Annotated in this window: 9 protein-coding genes and 1 pseudogene; 5 read left to right on the top strand and 5 right to left on the bottom strand. The window is 60.0% G+C overall.

The genetic code is table 11. The features are described 5' to 3' along the window. Positions 1-227 (top strand): hypothetical protein (locus ACN0S5_RS23835; protein ID WP_417211734.1); only part of this gene is annotated, 227 nt, incomplete at its 5' end. Between the two features lie 599 nt (positions 228-826). Here the strand turns inward: ACN0S5_RS23835 and ACN0S5_RS23830 are convergent. From ACN0S5_RS23830 to ACN0S5_RS23820, 3 genes are all read right to left on the bottom strand, one after another. Further along, the gene (locus ACN0S5_RS23830) at positions 827-1,621 is read right to left on the bottom strand and encodes an ATP-binding cassette domain-containing protein (RefSeq protein ID WP_417211733.1); all 795 of its coding nucleotides are present in this window, start codon (positions 1,619-1,621) and stop codon (positions 827-829) included. Beyond that, a complete protein-coding gene (locus tag ACN0S5_RS23825) occupies positions 1,597-2,658 on the bottom strand; it encodes an ABC transporter permease (protein ID WP_417211732.1) in 1,062 nt (353 codons plus the stop codon). Before ACN0S5_RS23825 ends, ACN0S5_RS23830 begins: the two co-directional genes overlap by 25 nt. A gap of 111 nt (positions 2,659-2,769) precedes the next feature. Then, the gene (locus ACN0S5_RS23820; RefSeq protein ID WP_417211731.1) at positions 2,770-3,780 is read right to left on the bottom strand and encodes a sugar ABC transporter substrate-binding protein; all 1,011 of its coding nucleotides are present in this window, start codon (positions 3,778-3,780) and stop codon (positions 2,770-2,772) included. A gap of 187 nt (positions 3,781-3,967) precedes the next feature. Here ACN0S5_RS23820 and ACN0S5_RS23815 point away from each other — a divergent pair, with 187 nt between their 5' ends. Then, entirely contained in the window at positions 3,968-5,167 is a 1,200-nt protein-coding gene (locus tag ACN0S5_RS23815; RefSeq protein WP_417211730.1) for an ROK family transcriptional regulator, read from the top strand. Between the two features lie 47 nt (positions 5,168-5,214). Here ACN0S5_RS23815 and ACN0S5_RS23810 read toward each other — a convergent pair whose 3' ends face one another. After that, a complete protein-coding gene (locus ACN0S5_RS23810; RefSeq protein WP_417211729.1) occupies positions 5,215-5,730 on the bottom strand; it encodes a hypothetical protein in 516 nt (171 codons plus the stop codon). After that, positions 5,727-6,448: pseudogene (locus ACN0S5_RS23805) on the bottom strand (recombinase family protein); the annotation flags it as partial. The gene ACN0S5_RS23810 and the pseudogene ACN0S5_RS23805, both read right to left, overlap by 4 nt. A gap of 100 nt (positions 6,449-6,548) precedes the next feature. On the opposite strand from ACN0S5_RS23805, the gene ACN0S5_RS23800 reads away from it, so the two are divergent. The 3 genes from ACN0S5_RS23800 to ACN0S5_RS23790 all read left to right on the top strand — a co-directional run bounded on the left by ACN0S5_RS23800 (position 6,549) and on the right by ACN0S5_RS23790 (position 7,460). Next, a complete protein-coding gene (locus ACN0S5_RS23800; protein ID WP_417211728.1) occupies positions 6,549-6,743 on the top strand; it encodes a transposase in 195 nt (64 codons plus the stop codon). 159 nt (positions 6,744-6,902) lie between these two features. Next, a complete protein-coding gene (locus ACN0S5_RS23795) occupies positions 6,903-7,142 on the top strand; it encodes a hypothetical protein (RefSeq protein WP_417211727.1) in 240 nt (79 codons plus the stop codon). A gap of 60 nt (positions 7,143-7,202) precedes the next feature. Next, positions 7,203-7,460 carry a DDE-type integrase/transposase/recombinase gene (locus ACN0S5_RS23790; RefSeq protein WP_417211726.1) on the top strand — a complete coding sequence of 86 codons (258 nt, stop codon included), beginning with the start codon at positions 7,203-7,205 and terminating at the stop codon, positions 7,458-7,460. Positions 7,461-7,541: the final 81 nt, after the last annotated feature.

Raw genomic sequence — 7,541 nt, 5'->3', positions numbered from 1 at the left:
GCAAGGTGGTCCTGCCGGCGGAGGCGGAATGGCTCCCGGCGTTCCGGCGCGAGTTGCTGGGGTTCCCGCGTGGGCGCTACGACGATCAGGTGGACAGCTTCAGCCAGTTCCTGAACTGGACCAAGGGCAGCGACTTCTGGCGCTCGCTCGGGCGGGACCATCCGGAGAACGTGCGCCGGCGCGCGGAGATCGACGCGCGCCGGCAGCGGAGGGCAGCAGCGAGATGACGGTGGCGCGGGCGGGAGGCGGATTGCGTCAGTTCGGATCCCGTTCCGTCCGCCACTTGCCCTAGCGAAAGCGTTCTCCCGATCCGGCTCCGGCCGGATTTTTCCTTTGTATTCTAGGGTTATGCGAGAAGGCTGAATGCCGCCGCCAGCGCAAAGAGGCTCGGAAACGGTCTCTCAGAGCCGATACTCTCCGGACCTCATGACTGCGCGAGCTTGGGGAATTATCCTTAAGGCGCTGTAAAACATTATGTTTCCGGACGACAGACCTGAACACTTCGACCGGGGTCGCGCTTAGTGAGATGGAACAGAAATCGAACTTTCGTTGGTTGACAGTGCAGCAAAAACGTTCTCCGCAGGGTGGCATTCTTTATGAAGATGCACAAAAGGGCGGGAAGCAGTCATTCGCCGCAGGTGCGAACTGATTAAGCCGCATCGTTGAAAGCCGACATTGTCATTTGCTTGTCAGGATAGTCTCCGCTCCGCCCCAATTCAGTTCATTGCCCAGGTTACCCGTCCCGACACGGAGTAGGGGGGCGACAGACCTATGCGGAACGCGAGCGGAGTGTTGTTGCAACATCGTGGTCGGGCCTTGCTGGGTATCATACCGCGTCTTTGGCGGGCGGTTCCTTTGCGCCGGTCATGAAAGCCACCGCATCAGACATTGTGTAGTCTTTCGGATCAATGGTGCAGAGCCTTTTGCCAAGCCGGTGGATATGGATCCGGTCGGCGACCTCGAAAACATGAGGCATGTTGTGACTGATCAGAATGATCGGAATACCGCGGGAACGCACATCCTTGATCAATTCCAGCACTCTACGGCTTTCCTTGACCCCAAGGGCTGCCGTGGGTTCGTCCATAATGATAAACTTGGTCGCAAAAGCGGCGGCGCGGGCGACGGCCACGCCTTGCCGCTGGCCTCCCGAAAGTGTCTCGACCGGTTGCTTGATCGACTGTACCGTCATCAACCCCAGTTCGGTCAGCTTCTCGCGCGCGAACTTCTCCATGGCCGCGTTGTCCAGCATCCGGAGGTATTTCCCCAGAAACCCCGGTTTGCGGATTTCGCGCCCCGTGAACATATTGTCCGCAATGGACAGCGCAGGTGACAGTGCGAGGTTCTGGTATACGATCTCGATCCCCATCTCCCGCGCTTCGATGGGAGAGGAGAAGCGCACCGGCTTGCCTTCGATCAGAATCTCGCCCTCATCCGGCACGGTGGCGCCGCAGATCGCCCTGACGATCGAGGATTTGCCGGCTCCGTTGTCGCCGATTACGGCGAGGATTTCACCGGGTCGCAGTTCGAAATCGGAGTGATCGATGGCGGTCACGTGACCGTACCGTTTCACGATGCCTTTGGCCTGAACAACGGGTGTCATGCGGAAACCCTCCGGATCCATTGGTCGATCGCGACCGCGATTATGATGAGCCAGCCGATGGCAAAGACCTGCCAGAGCACATCCACCCCGGCCATGCGCAGGCCCGACTGGAACACTCCCACGATCAAGGCCCCGAACAACGCCCCCAGGATCGACCCGCGCCCGCCGAAGAGCGATATCCCCCCGATGACCACGGCAGTGATGGATTGCAGATTGCCCTCATAAAACGACTGCGGCGAAATCGAGCCGACCCGGCCGATCGAGGCCCAGCCAGCGATGGCACAGACCAGCCCTGCGAGCATGTAGACAGAGACCAGCGTGCGTTCAGTGCGGATGCCGGACATTTCCGCGGCTTCCATGTCGTCGCCGATGGCATAGACATGCCGACCCCATGCGGTCTTGTTCAACATGTACCAGAGCACCACGAAGATCACGACCATCAGGATTACGCCAAAGGTGATGCGAGCGCCGCCGATGTCGAAGGCGTTTCCGAAAAATTTGAGGAAGGCAGCGTTTTCGTCGATGTCCTGACTGCGGATGGACTGGGCACCGGAGAGCCAGAGGTTCAGTGCAAAGAAAATCGACCAGGTGCCGAGAGTGGTGATGAAGGGAGGCAGCTTGACCTTGGTGATCAGGAGCCCGTTCATGGCCCCTGCGGCCATGCCCCCGACAAATCCCACAAGGATCGCGATGGGTGCGGGTACGCCTATGTTAACTGCAAGATTGCCCATGATGACCGACATCAGGATCATGATCGCCGCCACCGACAGGTCGATGCCTGCCGTGATGATGATCAGAGACTGTGCTGCCGCCAGCATCCCAATAATCGACACCTGCTGCATGATCAGAGACAGGTTGAACGCGGAAAAGAACCGCCCGCCGGCGATCATCCAGAACGCCATGAGGCTAATCACCAGAACGATGACCGGCACGAAGGTCGGATTGTTGTGCAGGATATGCTGAACCCGTTCGAGGGCAGTGTGGTGGCGGGTTTCGAACTGCGCGACCTTGGTGTCGCTGCCGTCCAATACCTGCTCGTATTCCGATGTGTTGGTCATGACGATCCCCGTCGGTCCGAGTCTAAGTCTGAAAGCCAAGTTGGATCAAAGATGCCGATCAGACGGTGTGCCGGGGCAATTTCTGCCCCGGCAAGTGGCTTCGCTCGGGAATCAGCCCCAGCACTTCTCCATGCCTTCTTCGGAGGTCAGCGAGGGGATGCCTTCTATCGGTTCGTCTGTGATCAGTTCCACGCCGGTGTTGTAGAAATCCAGACCTTCGGTGTTCTGCGGCTTTTCGCCGGTCTCGGCCCAGGTCTTGATCGCCTCGATGCCGAGCGATGCCATTAGCAGCGGAAACTGCATGGAGGTCGCGCCAATGACACCTTCGCTGACGTTCTGCACGCCGGGGCAGCCGCCATCGACCGAAACGACCAGCACATCGTTTTCGCGGCCGACGGATTTCAGCGCCTCATAGGCCCCCGCAGCGGCGGGTTCGTTGATGGTGTAGACCACGTTGATATCCGCGTCGATCTGCAGAAGGTTCTCCATCGCGGTGCGACCGCCTTCTTCGTTGCCGTTGGTCACGTCGTGGCCAACAATGCGGGGATCGTCTTCGTCACCGATATCGGTCGGGTCCTTGATGTCGATGCCGAAGCCCTGAAGGAAGCCGTTGTTCCGCAGGTAGTCAACCGAGATCTCGGATGGGTTCAGATCGAGGGTCGCGATCTTGGCATTGGCCGCCTCGTCGCCCAGTTTGGCAGCCGCCCACTCACCGATCAGGACGCCGGCCTTGAAATTGTCGGTGGCGAATGTGGCGTCGGCCACATCGGCCGGCTCAAACGGTGTGTCCAGGGCGATGACCAGCGCACCGGCATCGCGAGCCTGCGTGATAACGGGCTCCAGCGCGCGGCTGTCCGTGGGCGTGATCAGGATACCCTTGGCACCGGATGCGATGCAGGTTTCCACAGCGGCCACCTGGCTTTCGACATCGCCGTCGATCTTGCCTGCGTAGGTTGACAGGTTGATGCCGTTGGCCTCTGCCGCCGCGGTCGCACCTTCTTTCATCTTCACAAAGAAGGGGTTGGTATCGGTCTTTGTAATAAGGCAGGCGTTGACATCTGCGTATGCGGTACCCGCGAACGCAGTTAGGGCAACGGCCGAAATGGTCATAAGCTTTTTCATGGTGTCCTCCCATCCATGTTATTTCGAAATCGTATGGCCGCCTCCACGCCAGCCACTCACCCGCGCTTCAGCAGGTTGCTATCAAAGGTGCCTGATTCTGGGGTACCTGTCAATAAATTTGTAAACTTTACTAACTAAATGGGAGCTGCTAATTTCACATCGATACAAGAGGACTAGTTCGCCGGTGATGGACGGAAATGTTCCAACAAAACAGCGAGGTGGCGTGAACCAGAGTGGGTTGCGCGACCACAATGAACGTCTGATCCTTTCTGTTCTCCAGCGTCATCGCACGGTCCCCGCTGCCGAATTGGCGCGACACACCGGGCTGTCAAAACCCACCGTATCCACCATTTTGCGGGATCTCGAAGAAAACGGATTGATCCGCCGCTGTGATCCCGTGCGGGGCAAGGTCGGCAAGCCATCGATCCCCATCGAATTGGCACCCAACGGTGCGTTTTCCATTGGATTAAAGATCGGGCGGCGCAGCGCCGATCTGCTGTTGATGGACTTCATCGGCACCGTGCGCGGGCAACGGCATACCACTTATGACTACCCCATGCCCGATGCCGTCTTCGGGTTTTTGGAAGCCGGGATGGAAAACCTCGTCGCAGACTTGCCCGACAAGCACAGAGAGCGAGTCTGCGGCATCGGCATTGGCACACCGTTCGAGCTGTGGAAATGGCACGATCTTGCAGGACCTGCCGCAAAAAAGTTCCGGTCGTGGAAGGATGTAGATTTTGCTGCTGAAGTGGCTCTGTTCAGCAAGCTTCCAGTTTACGTTGTGAATGACGCCACTGCAGCCTGCCATGCTGAACAACTGTATGGAACTGGCAAGACCTATCGGGATTTCGCGTACTTCTATATCGGGTCCTTTGTCGGTGGAGGTATCGCGCTGAACGGCACGGTCCTTGAAGGAAATCAGGGGAATGCCGGAGCTCTGGGATCGATGCGCACCACCGGCCCCTTGGGGGAAAGTCAGCAACTGGTAGATACAGCGTCTTTGCACCTGCTGGAAGCGCGGCTGGTCGAGGCAGCCATTAATCCCAGCGTCCTGTGGCAGAAGCCGCAAGATTGGAGTGGGCTGGACCGGTATGTCGCCCCTTGGATCGGTGAAACGGCACAGGAACTGGCCAAGGCATCCTTGTCCGTATGTTCCGTTATCGACTTCGAAGCCATCGTGATCGACGGAGCATTCCCGCCCAGCGTCCGCGAAGAGCTCGTCGATCGAGTGCGGCGCTACATTGTGAACCAAGACAAACGCGGATTAATCGCCCCAGCAATCGAAGCCGGGACCGTTGGAGAAAACGCTCGTGCGATAGGGGCAGGAAGTGGCCCGATCTTTGCTGAATACTTTCTGAACACGAACGCAGGGCTGTCTTCAATCTAAACCTGGAAAGATTTGGTTTGCGCAGGATGTTGGTGTTTGCTCGCGCCTCAGCAATGAGCGCTCGAACAGCTGATTTGAGGTTTCACCGAAAGAAGACTACTGCTGGCGCAGAGAATGTCAGCAATCCGAGTTGCAAAAGCAGCAATCAAAGGCTCGGTGGGAAGGCACCAATGGGCCGCTAGCCGAATTGCATCGGCTGCGCTTCCCAAGTTTTTTGGAAATGGTTCCAGCAACCACGCCAGCGTCACCTCCAGTCCTTGCTTTCCGTCCAGGATCGCCTCGACGATATCGGGTGCGGGCAGGGTCAGCCGCAGGACGCGAGTCATATAGGATGGTGCGATCCCCTCTCGCTCGGCAATTTCGGAAACGGTGGCGTACTCACCCGACTCCAGCAGACGCTTCCAACGGAACGCGAGGGCCAGTGCCTTGACCAGCGTGTTGTCCATCCTCCGGTCTGGCCGGACGCCATGGGGAAGCTGCATCTCCTTGCGCCCGCCGCGCTTCGCGATGCGAAACGGAACGTGGAGCGTCATGGTCTCGGGGATCGGCGGCTCGCGGGTCATGCGGCCGCTCCCATGTCTCCAGCCCGCATATCGCGGGCGAGGCTCCCCAGACCATCCACGCGCAGCCATCTGTCCCGATGTCCACGCGCTCGATCAGCAGCGCCACGATACGCGCCTGCTCGGCCGGGAAGAGTTCGCCCCACAGCGGGTCGATCTGCTGCAGCGCGGCGCGGGCGTCGGCTTCGGTGATGTCGCTGGCGTGGGCGCTCGCCGCCTTCCACGTCCCGGCCACGATCTCGGGCTGGCGGAACACGGCGCGCAGCTGGTCAATGACCGCGGCCTCGATCTCCCCCGCTGGCACGCGGCCGATGGGGCAGGATCCAGCGTCATGCTTCAGCACTGTCTGGCTGACATAGAAGCGGTACAACCGCCCGCCCTTGCGCGTATGCGTCGGCGAGAAGGCCGCGCCATCCGGGCCGAACAGCAGCCCCTTCAGCAGTGCGGGCGTCTCAGCGCGGGCGCGCGCGGCACGCTTGCGCGGGCTCTCCTGCAGGATCGCGTGGACGCGGTCCCACGTCTTGCGGTGGATGATGGCGTCGTGCTCGCCGGGGTAGCTGTCGCCCTTGTGCACCGCCTCGCCGATGTAGGCGCAGTTGCTCAGCATCCGGTAGATGTATTTCTTGTCGATCCGGTTGCCGCGCGGCGTCCGGATGCCGCGTTTCGTGATCTCTCTCGCCAGCTCCGTGCCCGACCCGATCTCGAGGAAGTGGGTGTCAATCGGCAAGCCATCTTGACCCTCTATTGGAATGCGCCCCTCGGTGTGGACAGGTTGAGCGAGTTAAATTGACCGGGAGCGGGCTTTCAGAGGAAGAAGGCCTTTGCCGAGACGCCATCGCAGCCATAGCACCGAGGTCAAGCGCGAGGTCGTTGCTCAGCATCATTCCGGCGAGACCCTGCATGCTCATTGTCGCCGTCACGACCTTTCGAGAAACCTAATCCGCTTCTGGATCGAAAAAGCGGAGGCCGGTGCGTTGGATGAAGACGCGGCCGCGGCCGAGCTGCTCACGGGTTAAGAGGCGCGCATCGCAGCCCTCGAGCGCCTTGCCGGGAGGCAGGCGCTCGAGATCGAGTTTCTAAAGGGGGGGTCAACGCTCCAGACCCTCGCCGAGAAGCGTGCCTACATCCGTGAGCGTCGGCTCGCCAACCTCTCGCTCCAACGGGAGTGCGAGCTGATGGGCGTGGCGCGATCGAGTTTCTATGCCGAACCCATCGGCAGGCCCACAGATGCGGTGATCGTGGCCGAGATCCGCGACATTACCGACGAGTTTGAGGGGTATGGCTACCGCCGCGTTGATGCCGAGCTCCGTCACCGCGGTTTTCGTCGTGAATGCCGAGAAGGTCCGGCGACTGATGAAGGAAAACGATTTGAATCCGCGACGACAGAGACGTTTTGTCCGGACGACCAGCAGTGATCACCACAGCCCCCGCTTCCCGCTAAAGAGTTCGAGGTACACGGCCCGGACCAGCTCTGGGTGGCCGGCCTGACCTACCTCACGATCACCGGGGGCTTAGCCTATGCCGCGCTCATTCTTGATGCCTGGTCCCGCCGCGTGGTGGGATGCGCGATCGGCCGAGGCATCGATGCGCGGCTCGCCGTGAAGGCGCTTCGCCAGGCGATCGCGCTGCGCAGGCCCTTGCCTGGTTGCGTGTTTCACACCGACGCGGCTCGCAATACGCATCAGAGACGCATCGCGACCTGCTCGAGAAATATGGCTTCGTCGGCTCCATGAGCCGGCGCGGCAATCCCTACGACAATCCCCAAGCCGAGAGCTTCATGAAGACGCTGAAGGTGGAAGATGCCTATCTGATGA

This window comes from Antarctobacter sp. (assembly GCF_048262615.1).
In the GTDB taxonomy this organism is placed as follows: domain Bacteria; phylum Pseudomonadota; class Alphaproteobacteria; order Rhodobacterales; family Rhodobacteraceae; genus Antarctobacter.
This window is presented reverse-complemented; position numbering and strand designations above follow the sequence as displayed.

Excerpts from the sequence above, each read along its gene's own strand:
- ACN0S5_RS23815 (WP_417211730.1), top strand. The coding sequence starts at position 3,968 with ATGGACGGAAATGTTCCAACAAAACAGCGAGGTGGCGTGAACCAGAGT.
- ACN0S5_RS23825 (WP_417211732.1), bottom strand. The coding sequence starts at position 2,658 with ATGACCAACACATCGGAATACGAGCAGGTATTGGACGGCAGCGACACC.
- ACN0S5_RS23830 (WP_417211733.1), bottom strand. The coding sequence starts at position 1,621 with ATGGATCCGGAGGGTTTCCGCATGACACCCGTTGTTCAGGCCAAAGGC.
- ACN0S5_RS23810 (WP_417211729.1), bottom strand. The coding sequence starts at position 5,730 with ATGACCCGCGAGCCGCCGATCCCCGAGACCATGACGCTCCACGTTCCG.
- ACN0S5_RS23795 (WP_417211727.1), top strand. The coding sequence starts at position 6,903 with ATGGGCGTGGCGCGATCGAGTTTCTATGCCGAACCCATCGGCAGGCCC.
- ACN0S5_RS23820 (WP_417211731.1), bottom strand. The coding sequence starts at position 3,780 with ATGAAAAAGCTTATGACCATTTCGGCCGTTGCCCTAACTGCGTTCGCG.